This window comes from Pyxidicoccus trucidator, assembly GCF_010894435.1.
GTDB lineage: Bacteria > Myxococcota > Myxococcia > Myxococcales > Myxococcaceae > Myxococcus > Myxococcus trucidator.
In genome coordinates, this window is the sequence record NZ_JAAIXZ010000005.1 from 73,026 (window position 1) to 92,474 (window position 19,449).

15 protein-coding genes are annotated in these 19,449 nt (G+C 70.0%); 10 read left to right on the forward strand and 5 right to left on the reverse strand.

All coding sequences use genetic code 11. The features are described from left to right. Positions 1–35 precede the first annotated feature (35 nt). Positions 36–524, forward strand: a complete 489-nt coding sequence (locus G4D85_RS16175; RefSeq protein ID WP_275900295.1) for a restriction endonuclease — start codon at positions 36–38, stop codon at positions 522–524. Continuing rightward, entirely contained in the window at positions 524–1,099 is a 576-nt protein-coding gene (locus tag G4D85_RS16180; RefSeq protein WP_205525568.1) for a hypothetical protein, read from the forward strand. Before G4D85_RS16175 ends, G4D85_RS16180 begins: the two co-directional genes overlap by 1 nt. On the opposite strand, the gene G4D85_RS16185 is transcribed toward G4D85_RS16180, so the two are convergent. Beyond that, on the reverse strand, positions 1,088–3,850 hold the full coding sequence (locus G4D85_RS16185; RefSeq protein WP_164012889.1) for a LamG-like jellyroll fold domain-containing protein: 2,763 nt from the start codon (positions 3,848–3,850) through the stop codon (positions 1,088–1,090). The genes G4D85_RS16180 and G4D85_RS16185 overlap by 12 nt on opposite strands. A gap of 153 nt (positions 3,851–4,003) precedes the next feature. Between G4D85_RS16185 and fadI the strand changes: the two genes are divergently transcribed. Next, positions 4,004–5,305, forward strand: coding sequence for an acetyl-CoA C-acyltransferase FadI (gene fadI / locus G4D85_RS16190; protein WP_164012891.1), 1,302 nt, complete (start codon positions 4,004–4,006; stop codon positions 5,303–5,305). Beyond that, the gene (fadJ, locus tag G4D85_RS16195; RefSeq protein WP_164012893.1) at positions 5,305–7,548 is read left to right on the forward strand and encodes a fatty acid oxidation complex subunit alpha FadJ; all 2,244 of its coding nucleotides are present in this window, start codon (positions 5,305–5,307) and stop codon (positions 7,546–7,548) included. The genes fadI and fadJ overlap by 1 nt, the downstream gene beginning before the upstream one ends. A gap of 49 nt (positions 7,549–7,597) precedes the next feature. Here the strand turns inward: fadJ and G4D85_RS16200 are convergent, their stop codons facing one another. Further along, entirely contained in the window at positions 7,598–8,932 is a 1,335-nt protein-coding gene (locus tag G4D85_RS16200; RefSeq protein ID WP_164012895.1) for a hypothetical protein, read from the reverse strand. 362 nt (positions 8,933–9,294) lie between these two features. Between G4D85_RS16200 and G4D85_RS16205 the strand changes: the two genes are divergently transcribed. Together G4D85_RS16205 and G4D85_RS16210 are read left to right on the forward strand one after the other, a co-directional pair. Next, positions 9,295–10,428 (forward strand): mannosyltransferase family protein, encoded by a 1,134-nt coding sequence (locus tag G4D85_RS16205; RefSeq protein WP_164012898.1) that lies wholly within the window; start codon positions 9,295–9,297, stop codon positions 10,426–10,428. After that, complete coding sequence (locus G4D85_RS16210) at positions 10,425–11,093, forward strand: class I SAM-dependent methyltransferase (protein WP_164012900.1); 669 nt, start codon at positions 10,425–10,427, stop codon at positions 11,091–11,093. The genes G4D85_RS16205 and G4D85_RS16210 overlap by 4 nt, the downstream gene beginning before the upstream one ends. Positions 11,094–11,129: 36 nt before the next feature. Here G4D85_RS16210 and G4D85_RS16215 read toward each other — a convergent pair whose 3' ends face one another. Both G4D85_RS16215 and G4D85_RS16220 read right to left on the reverse strand, forming a co-directional pair. Then, positions 11,130–11,978 (reverse strand): ChbG/HpnK family deacetylase, encoded by an 849-nt coding sequence (locus G4D85_RS16215; protein WP_205525569.1) that lies wholly within the window; start codon positions 11,976–11,978, stop codon positions 11,130–11,132. Positions 11,979–11,986: 8 nt separating this feature from the next. After that, positions 11,987–12,781: a glycosyltransferase family 2 protein gene (locus tag G4D85_RS16220; RefSeq protein WP_164012904.1), complete on the reverse strand. Its 795-nt coding sequence runs from the start codon at positions 12,779–12,781 to the stop codon at positions 11,987–11,989. A gap of 133 nt (positions 12,782–12,914) precedes the next feature. On the opposite strand from G4D85_RS16220, the gene G4D85_RS16225 reads away from it, so the two are divergent. The 3 genes from G4D85_RS16225 (at position 12,915) to G4D85_RS16235 (ending at position 17,065) form a co-directional block, all read left to right on the forward strand. After that, positions 12,915–13,862, forward strand: coding sequence for a GGDEF domain-containing response regulator (locus G4D85_RS16225; RefSeq protein ID WP_240359314.1), 948 nt, complete (start codon positions 12,915–12,917; stop codon positions 13,860–13,862). 168 nt (positions 13,863–14,030) lie between these two features. Then, positions 14,031–15,611 carry an ATP-binding protein gene (locus tag G4D85_RS16230; protein WP_164012908.1) on the forward strand — a complete coding sequence of 527 codons (1,581 nt, stop codon included), beginning with the start codon at positions 14,031–14,033 and terminating at the stop codon, positions 15,609–15,611. Further along, positions 15,608–17,065 (forward strand): sigma-54-dependent transcriptional regulator, encoded by a 1,458-nt coding sequence (locus G4D85_RS16235; protein ID WP_164012910.1) that lies wholly within the window; start codon positions 15,608–15,610, stop codon positions 17,063–17,065. Before G4D85_RS16230 ends, G4D85_RS16235 begins: the two co-directional genes overlap by 4 nt. A 75-nt stretch (positions 17,066–17,140) precedes the next feature. Here the strand turns inward: G4D85_RS16235 and G4D85_RS16240 are convergent, their stop codons facing one another. Further along, a complete protein-coding gene (locus G4D85_RS16240; protein WP_164012911.1) occupies positions 17,141–18,475 on the reverse strand; it encodes a replication-associated recombination protein A in 1,335 nt (444 codons plus the stop codon). Between the two features lie 114 nt (positions 18,476–18,589). Between G4D85_RS16240 and G4D85_RS16245 the strand changes: the two genes are divergently transcribed. Then, positions 18,590–19,435: an NAD(+)/NADH kinase gene (locus G4D85_RS16245; RefSeq protein ID WP_164012913.1), complete on the forward strand. Its 846-nt coding sequence runs from the start codon at positions 18,590–18,592 to the stop codon at positions 19,433–19,435. Positions 19,436–19,449: the final 14 nt, after the last annotated feature.

The following is a 19,449-nucleotide window of genomic DNA, read 5'->3' on the forward strand; positions in this document are numbered from 1 at the left end:
AGGTGTTGGTACTCGACAGAGCGGGTGTCCATAGGATGTGGCAGGTTGTCCATTCAGGGGACAATCTGCTAGGGTGGCCACCAGGAAGGGCGCTGGAGTACCTCATCCTGAGAGCCTTCCAGTTGGAGGGTGCCGACGTGACCTGGCCCTACGAGGTTCGCAAGGACGGAGTCCTGCTGGAGCAGATTGACGGTGCGGTCTACTTCGATGGGCTGGCGTGCCTGATTGAGGCGAGGGACTGGAGCGAACCGCTCGATTTCCTGGTCATCGCCCAGCTGAAGGCGAGGCTCCTGCGGCGCCCGAGGATGACGCTGGGGGCCGTCTGCATCACCGGTACGTTTACAGAGGCCGCGATTCAGATGGCTGAGTTCCTTCCCCCACCGGATGTCCTGCTCTGGGATGGCGAGGGACTCTGCTCGGCCATCGAACATGGAACCCTCCGCGAGGGCACGAGGCGCAAGCTGCGCTACGCCATCGAGCATGGGTTCGTGAAGCGTGAACGTCCCGCGGGAGGGGAGATGTGATGGTGGCCTTCATCCTGACTGAGACTGCGCTGCAGATGGCCCTCATGGAGCGCCTGGTGAAGAGCCACCCCGTGCTGAGGGACCAGGACATCCGGATGCGAACGGACCGAGGAAACATCGCGGAGCGCGCCAGGTCACACTTTGTCCATTCCACGAAGCCGGTCGTCCTGGTCTCCAGCCCGCAGACCGTGAACCCCCGTTGGGTCGCGAACTTCGTGGAGGTGCGTGAGGAGTTCATCCGTGCGGCCGTGCCCATGGCGAAGTTCCTGGTCCTCATGGTGCCACCCGAGGTCGAATCGCTGCTCTTCCACGACGAGGACGTCGTGAAGGCGGTCCTGCCCGGCCCGGTGACCACCGAGGACAGGGTCCGTGGGCGTTATGAGGCCCTCAAGGTTCTGGCTGAGCTCTTCACCAGGGCAGGGAAGGCGCCCTTTCCAGAGGCATTGATTCAGCGCCTGGCTCACGCCGACCTGTCGCGGCTCTGGCGGTTGGAGCTGCTCAGGCCCCTGGAGCGGTTTCTCCTCGAGGTCTGCCTGGGACAGCAGCAGCCGGACAGCAGTCCGTCAGCGCCGTGATGGAGGGCTCGCGTGCGCCGTCTGCCTCATCCGTGACGGCAACAGCACCAGCGCGAGCAGGGCCAGCCACCACGGCCCCACGGCCTCACGGCCCGCGCCCGTGCTGCCGCACCCCCAGCCGGTGACTTCGAGCGCACGCGACTGGATGCCGAAGTCCACGGTGGTGGAGGGCTCGCTCCGAGCCTGCGTCACGCCCACCGCGTAGGCCACCACGCGGTGGCTGCCCACCGGGAGCGCCTGTTCCGACGTCACCGCGTAGCTCCACCGCCCCTGCGCGTCCGCCGTGGTGCGGCCCAGCACCGTGCCGTTCACCACCACCTCCACCTCGACGCCTGGGTCCGCCGTCCCCTCCAGCACGGGCGTGCGCGTGTACAGTACCTCGCTCGCGGTGGGGCGCTCGATGCGCGGCGAGCCCGGCGCGGCCACGGCGCCCACCGTCATCACCACCTCCACCTCGGGGGACTCCAGGGCTCCGTCGCTCACTCGGTAGCGGAAGCGGTCCGTCCCGCTGAAGCCCTCGCCTGGCGTGTACAGGAAGGCTCCGTCGTCACTGAGCTGCAGCGTGCCTCCTGTTGGCGCCAGGGTGAGCACCGCGCGCAGCGGGCCTCCCTCGCCATCCGTGTCGTTGGCGAGCACTCCCGGCGCAATCACCTTCAGCGCCGCTGTCACCTCGGACGCATACGCATCCGGCGTGGCGGCGGGGGCGGAGTTGGTCGCCATCACCGTGACTTCCATCAGCCCGGGTGTGTCCTGCGAGCTGTCCGTCTCCAGCAGGGCCGCGTATTGGAAGTACCGCGCGGGCACGGCCCCGGCCTTCCCGAGTCCTCCAAGCGACGGCGGGCGGTCATCCGAGCCGTGCGTGGCCTCGGAGAAATAGGTGGCCCCCGTGCCATCCGGCCCGACGAAGGACACGCCCGCGCACGAGGGCTCGTCGCACGTTCGCACCTGGAGCTTCAGCCGGGTGCCGCCACGCCGCCACACGTCGCGCGCCTCCTGCGGCGACAGGGCCCGGCGCCAGATGGCCACCTCGTCCACCGTGGCCTCCGTGGGGTAGCCCAGTCCGGGGAACTGTCCGAGCAGCGGCCCCTTGTCGAAGCTGAAGTCGCCGGCATAGCCGTGCGTCACCGACACGGGCTCCCCGTCCACGAACAGCGTCAGCGTCGCCGGCGCATGGCCGCTCTTCACGCCCACCAGGTGGTGCCACTCGCCATCATCCAGGCGGATGTGGTGGCACACCTCCGCCGTGGCGCCGGTGCTGTCCCGCAGCACCCACCAGCCCCGCCCGTCGGAGCACCGGGTGGCCTCGCAGCCGCCGCCGAACCAGACATGGGGGTTGCCGCCTGTACCCTCCGCGCCCATCACCACCAGGTTGTTGCCCTGGCAGGACGTCGTCTTCACCCACGCCGCCCAGGTGAAGTCGCCCTGGCCGAAGGCGAAGTCCGGCGCCGCGTCGCCCCCCACCGTCAGGTAGCCCGCGCGAGGAATCGCCAGCGCCTCGCCGACCCGGCCGGCCACGTAGCCACCGGGCACATCATCCGGCGCGGTGAAGGTGGCCGCATGGCCTCGCCCCGACGCGTCCGGCACCGTCGCGCCCTCGGCCAGTTCTCCCGAGCCATTGGCGTGCAGCAGCAGCACGTTGTCCGCCATGGAGACGTTGCCCTCGCCGTAGCCCGTCTCCCCGATGCCCTCGTCCGGCAGCCCCTTCCACGCGGGGGCGCGGGGCTTCCACCCCAGCGTGTCCCAGCGCACGCGCGGCCCGCCCGAGTCGAGGACGCGGGAGACGAACATGGACGGCTCGCCACCTCCGTAGGGGCCGCTCTGCCGGCGCCAGACGCGGCGCAGCTCCTCCGGCGTCAGCGCCCGCTTCCAGATGGAGGGCTCATCCAGGGCCCCGTCGAAGTAGTCGTCATTGTAGGTCTCATCGCTGCCCAGGGCCGCGCGGTCCGACGGCGCGGCGCTCGTCACCGGTGAGGTGAAGGGCAGGGGCACGACTTCCAGCAGCCGCCCGTTCAGATAGACGCTCACCCGATTCGCCGGGGCCAGCTCGAACACCGTGGCGAACATCCGCCACACGCCCGTCGTCGGAGGAACCTGGACAGTCGCCGTCAGCGGCGGCCGGCTGTCATCCGGCGCCTCGGCCCAGGCGCGCAGGCCGCGGGTGCCCGAGAGCCCGACGCCCAGCCTGGAGCCCGCGGTGCCGCCCACGTTGATGAGGTCCGCGAAGGCGCTGGTGCCCGGCCAGGCCCGGGGACGCATCCACCCCATCAGCGTCACCGCGCTCGCGTTGCTGGCCAGGTCCACGCCGGAGGACACCAGCCGCACATGGGTGTCCCGCTCCGTCGGCATGTCCAGCGCGTTGCCCAGCACCCCCGCCACGCTCCGCACGTCACTGCCCCCGCTGCCGTCCAACTCGGGCGTCAGCCCGGCCGTCGCCGGCAGGCACTGGAGCCTGTCTCCGGGCGTGGCCGCCGCCTCGTTCAGGCGCATCCGCAGGGTGTTGCCCGTCAGGTCCGGGTATGCCGCGCGCTCGGCGGCGCTCCACTGGCGCACCTGGAGCACCGCCGGCACCGTCGCGGTGAGCTCGGTGTTGGTGTGGACCGCCTGCGGGTGGAGGAACTCCGCGCCAGTCCTGTCCTGGAACGTCAGCCGCTCCTGCGCGCGGGCCGCGCCGGGCAGCGTGCACAGCCACAGTGCCCAGAGGGCGGCCACGGCGACTGCGCGCCGCCTGGAGGGGGCAGGGAGGTGGGACATGGGGGACCGCCATCCTGTCCGCTCCGTCCGGGAGCGGGCAAGCCAGGGGGCCTTCCGACCAGCGGTTGACTCTTGAGTCAATCCTGGATTGACGCGCCGCATCGTCGCCCGTTAGATGCGCGTCATTCGACGTACCAGGAAGGCGAGGCACACATGGCAAGCGAGAAGCGTAAGGGCCACCCGAGGGTGGCCATCGTCCGCGGCTTGCGGACCCCGTTCGTGAAGGCGGGCTCCGTCTTCGCCGGGCTCACCGCGCTGGACCTCGGCCGCATGGTGGTCCAGGAGCTGGTGCAGCGGACGGACCTGGACCCGGGCGTCATCGACCAGGTGGTGTTCGGCCAGGTGATTCCCACGCTGACGGCGCCGTCCATCGCCCGCGAGGTGGTCATCGCCGCGGGGCTGCCGCGCAAGATTGAGGCCTTCACGGTGGCGCGCGCCTGTGCCACGTCCATCCAGGCCATGACGACGGCCGCCAACGCCATTGCGGTGGGCGAGGCCGAGGTCATCATCGCCGGCGGCACCGAGTGCATGTCGGACGCGCCCATCTTCACCAGCCGGCCGCTGGCCCAGGCGCTGGTGGCCGCGTCCAAGGGGCGCTCGCTGCCGGAGAAGCTCAAGCCCTTCCAGAAGCTCAAGGGCAAGGACCTGCTGCCGGTGCCCCCCGCCATCGCCGAGTACTCCACGGGCATGACGATGGGCGAGAGCGCGGAGAAGATGGCCCGGGAGAACGGCATCTCCCGCGAGGAGCAGGACCGCATCGCCTACAACTCGCACCGCAACGCCGCGCGCGCGTGGAAGGACGGCCTGTTCGACGACGAGGTGATGCACGTCTCCGTGCCGCCCAAGTACGAGCAGACCGCGGCGAAGGACAACATCGTCCGCGAGGACACCAGCCTGGAGGCCCTGGGCCAGCTCAAGCCGGTGTTCGACAGGAAGTACGGCACGATTACGGCCGGCAACGCCTCTCCGCTCACCGACGGCGCCGCGGCGCTGCTCCTGATGAGCGAGGAGCGCGCGAAGGCGCTGGGCTATGAGCCGCTGGGCTACCTGCGCGCGCACGCCTACGCCGCGACGGACCCGGGGGACCAGCTCCTCCAGGGCCCCGTGTACGCGGTGCCCACCGCGCTCAAGCGCGCGGGCCTGACGCTGGCGGACATCGACCTGGTGGAGATGCACGAGGCCTTCGCCGCGCAGGTGGCGAGCAACCTCCAGGCGCTGGCGTCGAAGGAGTTCGCGAAGAAGGCCGGCTGGAGCGCGCCGGTGGGCGAGGTGGACCGCGAGCGGCTGAACGTGACGGGCGGCTCCATCGCCATCGGCCACCCCTTTGGCGCCACGGGGGCGCGCATCGTCACCCAGGCCCTCAACGAGCTGAAGCGTCGGAACAAGAACACGGTGCTGTGCACCGTCTGCGCTGCCGGCGGCCTGGGGGCCGCGGTGGTCCTGGAGCGTGCGTGATGGCCATCAAGCTTGAAGAGCTCGAGGCGAAGCAGGGCTTCTCCTACGCGGTGGAGGACGGCGGCGTCGCCGTCATCACGTACGACCTGCCGGACTCGCCGGTGAACACGCTGTCGCCGGAGACGGGCGAGGCCTTCACGCGCCTGATGACGCGCGCGGAGCGCGAGCCCGAGGTGAAGTCCGTGGTCTTCATCTCCGGCAAGAAGGACAGCTTCGTCGCCGGGGCGAAAATCGACTTCCTGCAGACCATCAAGACGGCGGAGGAGGCCACCGCCATCAGCCGCAACGGCCAGGAGGGCTTCGACCGGCTGGACGCCTTCCCCAAGCCCGTCGTCGCCGCCATCCACGGCGCGTGCCTGGGCGGTGGGCTGGAGTGGGCCCTGGCGTGTGACTACCGCATCGCCACGGACAGCCCGAAGACGTCGCTCGGCCTGCCCGAAGTCCAACTGGGCCTGATTCCGGGCGCTGGCGGCACCCAGCGGCTGCCCGCGCTCATCGGCGTGCAGGCGGCGCTGGACCTCATCCTCACCGGCAAGAGCCTCAAGCCCGCCAAGGCGAAGAAGCTGGGCGTGGTGGACGAGGTGGTGCCGGTGCCGCTCCTACGCAAGCTCGCCGTGCAGCGCGCGAGGGAGCTGGCCGAGGGCACGCTGAAGGTGGAGCGCAAGCACGGCCAGGGCTTCAAGGGCGTGGTGTCCGGCGGCAAGACGAAGGGGCTCGCGGGCTTCTTCCAGGGACTGGCCAACAAGGAGCTGTGGGCCGAGGTGGCACTGGAGGACAACCCGCTGGGCCGCAAGCTCGTCTTCGACGAGGCGCGCAAGCAGCTCCTCAAGAAGACGCGCGGCCGCTACCCGGCGCCGGAGAAGGCGCTCCAGGTGATTCGCACGGGCCTGGAGTCCGGGCACAAGGCGGGCCAGGAGGCCGAGGCGAAGGCGTTCGGCGAGCTGGTGGTGTCGGACGTCTCCAAGCGGCTGGTGGAAATCTTCTTCGCGACGACGGCGCTGAAGAAGGAGAACGGCACCTCCAACCCCAGCGTGAAGCCGCGCGAGGTGAAGAAGGTGGCGGTGCTGGGCGGCGGCCTCATGGGCGGCGGCATCGCCTACGTGGCCAGCACGCTCCAGGGCGTGCCGGTGCGCGTGAAGGACAAGGACGACGCGGGCGTGGGCCGCGCGCTCAAGCAGGTGCAATCCATCCTGGATGAGCGCACGAAGAAGCGCTCGCTGACGCCCCGCGAGGCGGCGGCGAAGATGGCGCTCGTCACCGCGGGCACGGACTACAGCGGCTTCAAGTCGGCGGACCTCGTCATCGAGGCGGTGTTCGAGGACCTGAAGCTCAAGCACCGCATCATCGCCGAGGTGGAGGCCGTCACGGGCGACTCGTGCATCTTCGCCTCCAACACCTCCAGCATTCCGATTACGGATCTGGCGAAGGGGAGCCGGCGGCCTGCCCAGGTTGTCGGGATGCACTACTTCAGCCCGGTGAACAAGATGCCGCTGCTGGAGATCATCACCCACCCGGGCACCGCCGAGTGGGTGACGGCCACCTGTGTCGAGGTGGGTCGCAAGCAGGGCAAGACAGTCATTGTCGTCAACGACGGGCCGGGCTTCTACACCTCGCGCATCCTCGCGCCGTACATGAACGAGGCGGCGTACCTCCTGGCGGAGGGCGCGGACATCGCCGAGCTGGACAAGGCGCTGGTGGACTTCGGCTTCCCGGTGGGGCCGATTACCCTCCTGGACGAGGTGGGCATCGACGTGGCGCAGAAGGTGGGCCCCATCATGGAGGCCGCGTTCGGCAAGCGCATGGCGGCGCCCAAGGCACTGGACAACGTCATCACCGACGGCCGGCTGGGCCGCAAGACGCAGAAGGGCTTCTACCTGTACGAGAACGGGAAGAAGAAGGAGGTGGACTCCTCCGTCTACGCGCTGCTGCCGCACGGCAAGGAGCGCAAGTCCTTCGACCGCGAGGAGATGGCGGAGCGGCTGGTGCTGCAGATGGTGAACGAGGCCGTGCGCTGCATGGGTGAGGGCATCCTCCGCAGCGCGCGGGACGGCGACGTGGGCGCCATCTTCGGCCTGGGCTTCCCGCCGTTCCTGGGCGGCCCGCTGCGCTACGTGGACAGCCGGGGCCCCGCCGAGGTGCTGCGCAAGCTGGAGCACTACCAGGACAAGCTCGGGGAGCGCTTCACCCCCGCGCCGCACCTGGTGGAGCTGGTGAAGGCGGGCAAGACGTTCTACCCGCGCTAAGCGTTTGGAAGAGGAGGGCGGGAGACGTGCCATCTGGATGGCGAACCCATCAGTGGCCCGTCCCCGCTCCGGGGAAGCGGCCCCAGGCGCGCAGCACGCGTTCCACGGTGGTCTGCAGGGACAGGTCCACGGAGACCACCAGCGAGCGCCCGTCACGGGTGACGTGGAGCTTCTCCCAATCCCACCTCACGTCCCGGGGAGACGCCTCCGTTGCTGGCCAGTGCACTCCGTCCAGGGCACCCACGAGGCGTGCCACGCGGGCGTCGAACTCCGCCTCCGGCAGCGCTCGCAGATGCTCCAGCACCTGCTCCAGCTTCACGGGCAGGTCCACGCGCTGCCCCGTGAGGGCCTGGAGCGCCGCGGCACCGCTGCTACCAGGGATGAAGGCAATCCCCTCCGGGCGCAGGATTGCCTGTCCGCTCCCCCACGATTGACCCGTGCCTTGCAGAGACCCCGGGAGGATGAGGGGCGGCCCCGGGCGCGCGGCCCGCGCGGCCCCGGGCAGCGGTAGCTGACGGTGCAGCTCGAGGAGCACCGCCAGATGGGTCGCATTGCTCAGCTCTGGCATGTGGACCCGCACCTCCCCGTCCACGCGGACGCTGTCGGTGGCCAGCTCCAGGTGGACGCCTCCCGGGGGAATGCTGCTCAGGGGCACCGACTCAGCCGCGCCGAGCACGGGCTTCCACAACAGCCGTTCACGCGTCAGCCAGAAGCGTCCGAGCCTCGACAGGGAGCGGAGCGCTCCCCAGAGCATGGGGAGGAACACGAATGCCGGAATCCCCAGCAGCGCCCATTTCCCAAGCACGTGACTGAGCTGAAACATCAAGAAGAGATACAGAAGGTAGGCCAGGAGGAAGAGGAGGAGCATCCACGGCCGCGAGTCCGAGTCCCGGGAGAAGGCCCGCCCGTTCTGCCAGCCCTTGAGGACGACCACCTCACCGGGAGCCAGGGTGCGTGACACCTTCCGCCGCGCCAGGGCATCCAGGCGCGCGAGGCCGGCCTCCAGGGAGGGTGCCTCGGGCACGGGCGCGAGGGCCTTCAGCCGCCGCCGCACCAGGGCTTCGAGCCGGGTCCTGCACTCCTCCAGTTCGCGGAGGGTCCTCCGCACCGGTGTGTCCTCCGGCCAGTCTTCCGCAAGCGCGCGCCGCTTCGCGCGCTCCAGCGCCTCGGCCACCACCGGCTCGTGCTTGCGCCACTCGGGCACCAGCTCCGGGCTCGCGCGCAGGCGGCGCATCCACCGGCGGCTGCGCAGCACCACCTCCAGCGCTGCATGGCGCGCACGGGCGGCGTCGAGCACCTCCGCGCCACCCTCCAGGCGGCGGCGGACGTCCTCGGGCGAGGGCCCTTCCCGTGCGGCGATGCGGGTCCGGCTGCGCTCGGTCATTGCGTGAAGAGCACCTTAAGGGTGGCACGGGCGCGGGAAAAGCCGTGCCAGGAGAAGGTCCTGGTGGAGAAGCGGCTGGAACCGGGCTCACGTCAGGCAGCACCCGCCACGACGGGGGACGGCGAGCCGTGACGCGGAAGGAACGCTCATTCCGCAGGTCTCTGCCACCCCGGCCAGGCGAGGACGGGAGGGGAGAAATGCCAGTGGGAGGCCCTTCGGAAAAGGGCTGGCCAGGTGTTGGAACCGCCCCCTCACGGGGCTGACACCCAACGCCTGCGCGGGGCACGCCACGTCATGCTCGGCGAGCACTGGCTGTACGCTGCTTGACCGGGGCGGCGTTCTGGACAAAGCCTGCCGGCCGAATGGCCCGCTCCGCGTCCCGCAGCATCGCCCTCGTCACCCTGGCCGCCGTCGTGGCGTGCAGCGCCGCCGCCGCGGCCGGGGCCTGGCGCTACTTCCACAAGAACCCGCAGAACCCCGTCGTCCGCCTGGACGAGTACGTCACCATGGGCTGGGTGGCGTGGGACTCGAGCTGGTACATGCGGATTGCCCAGGAGGGCTACCAGTTCACCCCGGGCGAGCAGAGCTCGGTGGCCTTCTTCCCGCTCTACCCGCTGCTCATCCGCGCGGTGGAGACGCTGGGCCCCAACGTGTACCAGGCCGGTGTCCTCATCACCCTGCTGTGCGGCCCGCTGGCCATCATCACCTTCACCAACTGGGCGCGGAACCTCACGGACAACGACACCGCGCTGAAGGCCGGGCTGCTGATGGCCTTCTACCCGTTCACCTTCTATTTCTACGGCGCCATGTACTCGGACGCGCTGTTCGTCCTGCTGGTGGTGTCCGCCTTCCTGCTGCTGGAGCGCGGGCTGCTGCTGCCGGCGGTGCTGGTGGCGGCGGTCGCCACGGCGGCGCGGCCGGTGGCACCCGCGGTGGTGGTGGGTCTGCTGGTGCGCCGGCTGGAGTGGAAGCACGCGCGCGGTGAGAAGTGGACTGCGGTGGACTTCCTCCCGCTGCTCGCGGGGCTGGGCTTCGGCTGCTACATGCTCTTCCTCTGGCACAAGTTCGGGGACCCCTTCGCCTTCGTGAAGGTGCAGGGCGCCGCGGGGTGGGACCAGAACCCCGGCTGGCACACGTGGCTGAAGGTGAGCTGGTTCGAGCGCGTCATCCTCTCGCCCACGGACAAGCGCGAGGCGTTCCGTCTCGCGGCGCATGCCTTCTTCACGGTGCTGGCGCTGGCGCTGGTGTGGCCCACGCGGAAGCTGCTGGGGTGGGGCTACGCCGTCTACGTGCTGGCCATTGTCGGCCTGCCCGCGTGGTCCACGAAGGACTTCATGGGCATGGGGCGCTACCTGCTGTCCTCGTTCCCCGTCTTCCTCACCGCCGCGCTGCTGTTGCGGCAACGGCCGCTGCTGCTGCGAGGGGCGCTGGCCGTGGGCGCCATCTCCGTGATTGTCCTCTCCTGGGCCTTCGGCGCGGACTACTACATCTCATGAGCGCGCTCCTCGAGCAGGCCCTCTCCCTGTACTCGGTGCTGCCGGCCGCCGAGCGCTTCCACGTCCACGCGCGCGCCTCGTCCGCGCCGCTGCTGGCGGTGGCCTCGCGCACGCCCGGCGGCACGGTGGCGGACATCGGCTGTGGACATGGCCTCCTGTCCGCGCTGCTGGCCGTGGCCGACCCGCGCCGCACGGTGCGGGGCGTGGACCCGGACCCGCGCAAGGTGGCGTGGGCGAGACAGGCGCTCGCGGGGCTGCCCAACGTGCAGCTCGCGGAGGGCACCGTGGAGGAGACGCTCGCCACGGAGGCCCCCGGCACCTTCGACGGGGCGGTGGTGTGTGACGTGCTCTACCTGCTGCCCGAGGCGAAGTGGCCCGCCTTCCTGCGCACCGTGCACAGCCTGCTCAAGCCCGGTGGGCGCTTCCTGCTGAAGGAGGTGGAGGGGGACGGCTCCTGGAAGCACCGGAAGGCGCTGGCGCAGGAGTGGGTGATGGTGTCGCTGCTGGGCCGCACGAAGGCGAGCGGCGGCATGGCGCTCAAGCCGCGCGCGGAGATGACGCGGTTGCTGGAGGACGCGGGCTTCGCCGTGGGCGAGGTGGTGGACCTGGGCCGCGGCTACACCACGCCCCATGTGCTCTACGTGGCGGAGGCGAAGCGGCCGTAGGGGAGGGGAGGCCGCTCTGCGGAGCGGGATGCCGCGCTACGCCGCCGAAGCGAGGCTGCCGTAGGTGTGCAGCTCGATGCCCCGTTCGCGCAGCCGGGCCCTCACCCTCGGGCTCGTGAGCGCGTCCAGCTCGGCCTGCCAGCCATAGCTCCACACCGGGTCCTCCGGCACATGCGGCACACCCTCACCCGGGTGGCAGCCCAGCTCGAAGTCCCCCGCCGGCAGCGCGTCCAGCGCGTCCAGCAGCGCGGCCTCGTCCAGTCGGCCCGCCTCGAACACGCCGCCCGCGCTCACCCGGCGCACCCCGGGCGCGCTCCACGGAGGCACGCGGGCCAGCACCGCCAGCACCGCGGCCTTCACCGCCGGGCCCGGCGCCCGCAGCCACTTCATCCTCGGCAGCGCATCCGGCCACCGCAGCGGCAGCCGCTCGCGCGCCGCCAGCGCCTCCACCACCGGACGCACGCCCGGCAGCAGGTGCAGGTGCTGGTGCCCGTCCAGGTGGTCCACCGCCACGCCCAGCGCGCGCGCCCGCTTCAGCTGCGAGGCCAGCTCCACCTCCACCTCCTCGCGCCGCACGGCCCCGGACAGCCACGCCTTCGCGAACTCCGCCCAGTTGCCCCTGAGCCTCCCGCCCGGCGCCACCGAGGGGACCGCATGCATGGGCGCCGCCGGAGGCAGCCGCGTGGACAGCGCGAGGTGCAGCCCCACCGCCAGTCCCTGGGCGCGCGCTCTCTCGGCGGCCTCGGGGGCCGTGGGGCCCATGGCCAGCAGGGTGGCGCTGGTGACGATGCCTTCGCGGTGCGCCCGGAGGATGCCCGCGTCCAGGGACGGGTGCAGCCCCAGGTCGTCCGCGTTCACCACCAGGCGCGTGAGCGGGCGCGCCACGCCAGGCCTCATCCCCGCGCCGTGCGGCCCGTGGGCGGCACCGCGTGGAGCTGCTGCACCGACGGAGGCAGCCGCACCGGCTGCACCGGCGGCGACGGCGTGCGCGTCTCCGGGAACAGCCGCACCAGCTCCTTCACCATCTTCACGATGACGGACGGCGAGGCCAGCGTGGAGATGCCACGCGTGCGCGGGAAGTAGTCCACGCCCATCTGGAACACGCGGAAGCCCTTGCGGATGGCCTTCACCACCAGCTCGGCGTCGATGAACGAGCCCTGGCTGTGCAGCTCCATCGACTCCAGCACCCGGCGGTGCATCACCTTGAAGCTGAAGTTGACGTCCTTGATTTGAATGTCGAACAGCGACCGGATGAGCAGGTTGTAGACGAACGAGTAGACGATGCGCTTCGGGCCCTCGCTCGTGCGGTCGAACCGGAAGGCGCAGATCATGTCCGCCTCCAGGTACTCCATCAGGTGCAGCGAGCGCTCCAGCTCCCGCATGTCCCAGGGCAGGTCCACATCCGAGTAGACGACGATGTCCTTCGTCGACGCCGCCAGCCCCGTGCGCATCGCCCCGCCCAGCTTGAGATTCACCGGGTGGTGGATGACCCGCAGCTGTGGCACCTTCTGCGTCAGCGCTTCGCAGATTTCGCGCGTGCGGTCCGTGGACGCATCGTTGACGATGATGATTTCAAAGTCGTCCGTCAGCTTCGGCAGTACGTCCAGGGCACGACTCACCGCCCTTTCGACGTAGTCCTCCTCGTTCCAGGCGGGAAAGAAGAGGCTGATGCTGGGGTACTTGCCCACGGGCGACCTCGGCAGTGAAGCGTGCAAGATTGAACGGGCTCGCTACCAGAGGGGCCCACCCAAATCAACGATGGGGGGTCGCACCCTGCCCCACTCGCGTGCTACCGTGAAATCACCATTTTGCGGGGACACTGTGAACTCCAGGCCCTACACCCTGCTGGTAGTGGACGACTCGCAGTCGACGTTGCCCAGGCTGGCCCGCGCGCTGGGGCCGGAGGACTTCGCGCTCCGGCTCACCGCCTACGGGCCCGAGGTGTCCAGGCTGGCCCGAGAGGTGTCCCTGGTGGTGCTCTGCCCGGGCGAGGACCCCGCGGGCATGCTGGCCCTCCTGGACAAGCTGGCCCCCCCGGACGGAAGCCAGGGCACCCCGGTGCTGGTGCTCGCACCCCAGGAACCCCGGAGCACCTGGCTCGCGGCGCTGAACCGGGATGCCGAGGTCATGTTCGACCCATGGGAGCCGGATGAGCTGGTCGCCCGGGTGCGCCGGTGCCTCTCCAGACAGGCGCGACTGGAGGCGCTCGCCTCCCAGGTGGGCGAGCTCCAGCGGCTGTCGTCGACGGACGGCCTCACGGGCGTGCACAACCACCGGCACTTCCAGGAGCGGCTGCGGGAGGAGTTCCGCCGGGCCCAGCGCTACGACGACGCGCTGTCGCTCATCCTCCTGGATTTGGACCACTTCAAGGATGTGAATGACAGGTACGGCCACTCCGCCGGAGACGGGGTGCTGCGCGAGGTGGCCGCCGCGCTCCAGCGGGGCGTGCGCGAGACGGACCTGGTGGCCCGCTACGGAGGAGAGGAGTTCGCGGTGCTGTTGCCTCGTACCCACCTCGCCGGCGCCCTCACCGTGGCCGAGCGGGTGCGCCGCGAGCTGCGGGCCCTGCGCCTGGGGTCCGATAGTACCCTGACGGTGACGGCCTCCCTCGGGCTGTCCAGCTTCCCCCACCGCACCGTCCTCTCGCCCGAGCAGCTCCTGCTCACCGCCGACGAGGCCCTCTACCGGGCCAAGCACGAGGGGAGAGACCGCATCTGCCTACACACCCAGGTCCCCCCGTTCCCGCCCCCTTCCTCGACGGGCGGCTGACCCCGGGTCAAAGACCCTGGGTTGATATTGACCCGTTTGGTGGGGGAGGGTCTATGCTGACTCACGACTTCTTGAGCAACGAGAGAGTTAACTCTCGTTATTTCAAGGGTTTGCTTTGCAACGGCTTTTGGCAGGCCCGTTGCAATTGTCGTGAGGCAGAAAGAATCCATGGGTCCCCAAGCCGCACAGCTCTCGAAGCAGGACGCAGCGCCCCGCGGGCGGCTGCTGCTGGTGGACGACGAGGAGAACATCCTCAAGTCCATCCGCCGGGTCCTCCGCCGGGGGGACTGGGACATCGAGACGGCGACGGACGCGGAGCAGGGGCTGCGCACCCTGGAGCAGTTCCACCCCGAGGTCGTCATCTCCGACTTCCGCATGCCGGGGATGAACGGGGTGGAGTTCCTCACCCAGGTGAAGCAGCAGGAGCCGCGCGCCCAGCGCATCATGCTGACGGGCCAGGCGGACCAGCAGGCGATTGAAGAGGCCATCAACCGCTCCGAAATCTTCCGCTTCATCTCCAAGCCCTGGAACGACAGCCACCTCGTCCTGACGGTGAAGAGCGCCTTCGAGCAGTACGCGCTCCAGACGGAGAACGACCGGCTGTACCGGGTGACGCAGGCGCAGAACGCGGAATTGAAGCTCCTCAACGCGGACCTGGAGGAGCGCGTCGCCCAGCGCACGCGCATGCTCAGCCAGGCCAAGCGCGAGTGGGAGCTGTCCTTCGACTGCATGGAGACGCCGCTGTGCGTGGTGCGCTCGCGCGACTTCGCCGTGCGCCGCGCCAACCTGGCGTATGCCCGCGTGGCCGGCCGCTCCATCGAAGAGATTCCCTCCGACACCGCCTGCTACCGCTACCTCTTCGGCCGCAACGAGCCGTGCACCGGCTGCCCGCTGCCGGCGGCGGTGGAGAGCGGCAAGGGCGCGCGCGGCGAGGTGCAGCAGTCCGGCCGCACGTACGTGGTGTCCGCCTATCCCATGGCGGGCGACGACCGGGTGGTGTGCACCTACCGGGACGTCACCGAGGAGCAGTCGATTACGCGCCGCCTCATCGAGACGGAGAAGATGGCCGCGGTGGGCCAGCTCGCCGGCGGCGTGGCGCACGAAATCAACAACCCGCTGGGCGGCATCCTCGCCTTCGCGCAGCTGATGTCCCGCGACGCGGGCCGCACCGGCTCGGACCTCGAGTCGCTCAAGCTGATTGAAGAGAGCGCGCTGCGCTGCAAGCGGATTGTGGAGAGCCTCCTCAAGTTCAGCCGCCACAGCCGCGTGGAGGACCGGCGGCTGTTCGACTTGTCCAAGTGCGTGGAGGACGCGGCGGTGCTCTTCCGCGCGCAGCTCAAGGCGACGCCCCGCGTGTCGCTGTCGCTGGGGCTGACGGACGGGCTGCCCAAGGTGTACGGAGACCCCGGCCAGCTCGCGCAGGTGGTGCTCAACCTGCTGCAGAACGGCCTCCAGGCGCTGTCCTCCCCCGAGGGCCGCCTGTCGCTGGTGACGGGCCGCGAGGGGGACCGCTGCTACTTCGCCGTGGCCGACACCGGCTCTGGAATCGAAGAGCGCCACCTGCCGCGCATCTTCGAGCCCTCGTTCACCACCAAGGCCCCCGGTGAAGGCACCGGCCTGGGGCTGTCCATCGCCTACCGCATCGTCCAGGACCACGGGGGCAGCTTCCACGTGGACACCGAGGTGGGTGCGGGCTCCCGCTTCACCGTCTTCCTGCCCATTCCCCTGCAGCTCGAGAGGTTGCCGTGATTCCAGTCAAGCGCGCCAAAGTCCTCGTCGTGGATGATGACTCGGTCGTCCTCAAGGCCGTGACGCAGATTCTCCAGCGCGAGGGCCACCCGGTGGTGGCCATTGACGACGCGGTGGAGGGCCTGACGGCGGCCAAGGACCCGTCCATCGACGTGGTCGTCCTCGACATCAAGATGCCCAACCTGTCCGGCATGGACCTGCTCCGCGGCATCAAGGCGGACCGCCCGGACGTGGAGGTCATCATGATGACGGCCTTCGCCACCGTGGAGACGGCGGTGGAGGCGGTGAAGGCGGGCGCGTACGACTACCTCACCAAGCCCTTCGAGAACATCGACGAGGTGAGCCTCACGGTGGCCAAGGCGGCCGAGCGCAAGGCGCTCAAGGACCGCACCCGCGCGCTGGAGGAGGCCCTCACCGCGCGCAGCCAGTTCGAGGACCTCATCGGCCAGTCCACGCAGATGCGCTCGGTGTTCAAGCTGGTGGAGACGGTGAGCCACTCCACGGCCACCGTGCTCATCCAGGGCGAGAGCGGCACGGGCAAGGAGCTGGTGGCGCGCGCCATCCACTACCGCAGCTCGCGCAAGGACAAGCCCTTCGTCGCCGTCAACTGCTCGGCGCTGACGGAGACGCTGCTGGAGAGCGAGCTCTTCGGCCACGTGAAGGGCAGCTTCACCGGCGCCACCGGCAACAAGAAGGGCCTCTTCGAGGCGGCCGACGGCGGCACCATCTTCCTGGACGAGATTGGCGACGTGCCCCCGGCCACCCAGGTGCGCCTGCTGCGCGTCCTCCAGGAGGGCGAGGTGAAGCGCGTGGGCGCCAACGAGCCCGTCAAGGTGGACGTGCGCGTCATCGCCGCCACCCACGTGGACCTGTCCCGCGCCAAGGAGCAGGGCAAGTTCCGCGAGGACCTCTTCTACCGCCTCAACGTGATTACGATTGACCTGCCGCCCCTGCGAGATCGCCCCGAGGACGTGCCGCTGCTCGCGCACCACTTCCTCAAGGTGTACTCGGGCAAGGCGGACAAGAAGGTCAGCGGCATCTCCCCGCGCGCCATGGAGGCCCTCACCTGCAACCGGTGGACGGGCAACGTGCGCGAGCTGGAGAACGTCATCGAGCGCGCGGTGGTGCTGACGTCCAACGACATCATCGACGTGGAGGACCTGCCGCCCGGCTTCCAGGCCGCGCCCCAGGCCGACTCGACGGTGGAGGTGTTCAGCCTCGCCCACCTGCCGTATGCGCAGGCCAAGCGCCTGGCGATGCGCGCCTTCGAGCGCCGCTACCTCTCCGCGCTGCTGGAGAAGAACAACCAGAACGTCTCCAGCGCGGCGCGCGCGGCGGGCGTGGACCGCTCCAACTTCCGCCGTCTGCTGAAGCAGTACGAGGTGGCCGGTCGCTCCATGAAGCCGCGCCAGCCCAAGGCTGACGAGGGCGAGGTCATGGAGGCCGCGTCCTGATGCGCTGAGGAGGGCCCCGGCCCTCCTCGTCTGGCGGAGGGCGTCGCAGCCCTCCGCGGCTCGAGGTGGGCGCCGTCAGCCCTCCTCGCCCGGCTCGCGGGGCTTGCGCTCCGCGAGCTGGCGCTGAATCGCCTCGTAGCGCTCGGACAGCTCCGCCTCCTCCCCGTTCCGGGAGGGGGTGTAGAAGCGCCGGGCGCGCAGGGCCTCCGGCAGGTAGTCCTCGGGGACGTAGTTCCCCTCGAAGTTGTGGGGGTACTTGTAGCCGCCCCCGTACCCCAGTGACTTCATCAGCTTCGTGGGCGCGTTGCGCAGGTGCAGGGGCACCGGCAGCGCGCCTTCTGCCTTCACGGCCTCGCGCGCGGCCATGTACGCGGTAATCACCGTGTTCGCCTTGGGCGCCAGCGCCAGGTAGGTGACGGCCTGGGTCATCGGCAGCGTGCCCTCGGGCAGGCCCATGAGCTGGAAGGCGTGCAGCGCATCCACCGCCACGCCCAGCGCGCGCGGGTCCGCGTTGCCGATGTCCTCCGAGGCGAAAATCACCATGCGCCGGAGGATGAAGACGGGGTCCTCGCCCGCCTCCAGCATGCGCACCATCCAATAAACCGCCGCGTCCACGTCGCTGCCGCGCATGGATTTGATGAAGGCGCTGATGACGTTGTAGTGCTCCTCGCCGCCCTTGTCGTAGAGGAGCATCTTCTGCTGCAGGGCCTCCTCCGCGGAGCGCCGGTCCACCCGGGTGCCTCCGTGGGCCGCGGCCACCTCCAGCGCGGTGAGGGCCTTGCGCGCGTCGCCCCCGGCGGTGCTGGCGAGGAACAGCAGCGCGTCCTCGTCCACCTCCACGCGCCCGCCCAGGCCTCGCTCGTCCGCCACCGCCCGGCGCAGCAGGGGCACCAATTCGTCCTCCTCCAGCCCGCGCAGGGTGACGACGCGGCAGCGGGAGAGGAGGGCGGCGTTGACCTCGAAGGAGGGGTTCTCCGTGGTGGCGCCGATGAGGGTCAGCGTGCCCTTCTCCACGTGGGGCAGCAGCGCGTCCTGCTGGGCCTTGTTGAAGCGGTGGATTTCGTCCACGAAGAGGAAGGTGCGCTTGCGGTGCAGCTTCCAGCGGTCCTGCGCGCGGGCCACCGTCTCGCGGATGTCCTTCACGCCGGAGAGGACGGCGGACACCGACTCGAAGGCGGCGCCTGTGGAGCGGGCGACGATTTGCGCCAGCGTCGTCTTGCCGGTGCCGGGCGGGCCCCAGAGGATGAGGCTGGGCACCTGGTCGCTCTCAATCGCCCGGCGCAGGAAGCGGCCCTCACCGGTGACGTGCTCCTGGCCCACGAACTCGGAGAGCGAGCGGGGGCGCATGCGCTCCGCCATGGGCGCCTGGCTGGCCTGCTCCTTCTGGCCGGCATGTTCGAAGAGGTCCATGAGGGCCAAAAATAGCGCCGGGAGAGCCTACGTGCCGGGTCCTGTGTCGACGGGCGGGCACCTCGGCATTTCAGGGGAGCGCCCGGACGGTCGCCTGGACTAGAACATTGCCGCGTGCAGACCCTGGCAATCGTCGCGAAGAAGGACAAGCCCGAGGCGGCGGCGCTGGCGGCGCAGCTTCGTGAGCGCTACCCGCACCTGACCATCCTCGGGGACCGCGCGCTGGCGCATACGCTCAACTGGCCTCGGGTAGAGGACCGGGAGCTGGCGGCCCGGGCGGACCTGGTGGTGGTGCTGGGCGGTGACGGCACCCTCATCTACGCGGCCCGGATGCTGGGCGGCCGCGGGGTGCCCATCCTCGGCGTCAACCTGGGCAGCCTCGGCTTCATGACCGAGGTGCCAGTGGAGGAGCTCTTCACCACCCTGGACGGGGTGCTGGCGGGGCGCTTCCAGGTGGACTCGCGGATGAAGCTCACCTGCCGGCTCATCCGTGGAGGGCGCACCCTCATCGAGGACGAAATCCTCAACGACGTGGTCATCAACAAGGGCGCGCTGGCGCGCATCGCCGACCACGAGACGTCCATCGATGGGATTCCGATTACGACGTACAAGGCGGACGGCGTCATCCTCGCAACGCCCACCGGCTCCACGGCGTACTCGCTGTCCGCGGGCGGGCCCATCGTCCACCCGTCGGTGGACTGCACGGTGCTGTCGCCCATCTGCTCGCACGCGCTCACCCAGCGCTCCATCGTCGTGCCGGCGGACCGGGTCATCCGAATCACGCTGCGCAGCGAGACGGCGGACACGTACCTCACGCTGGATGGGCAGACGGGCCACGGGCTGCAAGGCGGCGACTGCATCGAAGTGGTGCGCTCGCCCAACCGGGTGAACCTGGTGCGCAACCCGAAGGTGGCCTACTTCTCCATCCTCCGGCAGAAGCTCCACTGGGGCGAGCGCTGACGGGCCCCGGGGCG

Coding starts and splice junctions, on each gene's coding strand:
- G4D85_RS16175 (WP_275900295.1), top strand. CDS start 36: ATGTGGCAGGTTGTCCATTCAGGGGACAATCTGCTAGGGTGGCCACCA.
- G4D85_RS16180 (WP_205525568.1), top strand. CDS start 524: ATGGTGGCCTTCATCCTGACTGAGACTGCGCTGCAGATGGCCCTCATG.
- G4D85_RS16185 (WP_164012889.1), bottom strand. CDS start 3,850: ATGTCCCACCTCCCTGCCCCCTCCAGGCGGCGCGCAGTCGCCGTGGCC.
- fadI (WP_164012891.1), top strand. CDS start 4,004: ATGGCAAGCGAGAAGCGTAAGGGCCACCCGAGGGTGGCCATCGTCCGC.
- fadJ (WP_164012893.1), top strand. CDS start 5,305: ATGGCCATCAAGCTTGAAGAGCTCGAGGCGAAGCAGGGCTTCTCCTAC.
- G4D85_RS16200 (WP_164012895.1), bottom strand. CDS start 8,932: ATGACCGAGCGCAGCCGGACCCGCATCGCCGCACGGGAAGGGCCCTCG.
- G4D85_RS16205 (WP_164012898.1), top strand. CDS start 9,295: ATGGCCCGCTCCGCGTCCCGCAGCATCGCCCTCGTCACCCTGGCCGCC.
- G4D85_RS16210 (WP_164012900.1), top strand. CDS start 10,425: ATGAGCGCGCTCCTCGAGCAGGCCCTCTCCCTGTACTCGGTGCTGCCG.
- G4D85_RS16230 (WP_164012908.1), top strand. CDS start 14,031: ATGGGTCCCCAAGCCGCACAGCTCTCGAAGCAGGACGCAGCGCCCCGC.
- G4D85_RS16240 (WP_164012911.1), bottom strand. CDS start 18,475: ATGGACCTCTTCGAACATGCCGGCCAGAAGGAGCAGGCCAGCCAGGCG.